A 583-nucleotide genomic window follows, 5' to 3' on the forward strand; every position below is an offset into this window, starting at 1 on the left:
TGCGTGGCTGCACCCCGACCAGCGGTGCCTCGAGCTCGCCGTGAAGCGGCGGGCGTTCGGACGCGCGTTGCGCAACCCGGGCCCCTGGGGAACCGAGGACGTGGCACGCGCCGTCGCGCGGGCCACGGAGCAGGACCAGCCACAGCACAGCACCACGGTGCCGGGGACCGACCCCGGTGCCGACCGTCGACAGGGAAGCGGGTTGGAAGCCGATGGCGACCCGATGAGCACGCACCGATGAGTACCCAGCGATGAGTACCCGGCACTAACGACGGTCCACCCTGTCCGGGGCGGACCAGGACAGGAGAGATGTGGCCAAGGTCCGCGTCTACGAGCTCGCCAAGGAGCTCGGAGTCGACAGCAAGACCCTCATGACCAAGCTGAACGAGCTCGGTGAGTTCGTCCGCTCGGCGTCCTCGACGATCGCGTCGGCGCGGAAGCACGCGAGGTAGTCGGCGGCGGTGCGCGGGTCGTCGAACGCGGCGACGTCGGCGGCGTCGACGCGGGTCGACCGGCCCGTGCCGCGCTGGTCGAGCAGCACGACGCGGTGCGTGCGCAGCGCGCCCGGGAGCCAGCCCGCGGG

Annotated in this window: 3 pseudogenes; 2 read left to right on the top strand and 1 reads right to left on the bottom strand. The window is 72.2% G+C overall.

Features of this window, described 5'->3' with window-relative positions:
- Positions 1 to 241, top strand: a pseudogene (locus G3I71_RS45875) (YlxR family protein); the annotation flags it as partial.
- A gap of 70 nt (positions 242 to 311) precedes the next feature.
- A pseudogene (locus G3I71_RS45880) lies at positions 312 to 431 on the top strand (translation initiation factor IF-2 N-terminal domain-containing protein); the annotation flags it as partial.
- Here the strand turns inward: G3I71_RS45880 and G3I71_RS51995 are convergent.
- A pseudogene (locus tag G3I71_RS51995) lies at positions 407 to 583 on the bottom strand (proline iminopeptidase); the annotation flags it as partial. The pseudogenes G3I71_RS45880 and G3I71_RS51995 sit on opposite strands and share 25 nt — an antisense overlap.

The organism is Streptomyces sp. SID12501, from assembly GCF_010550245.1.
In the GTDB taxonomy this organism is placed as follows: Bacteria; Actinomycetota; Actinomycetes; order Streptomycetales; family Streptomycetaceae; genus Streptomyces.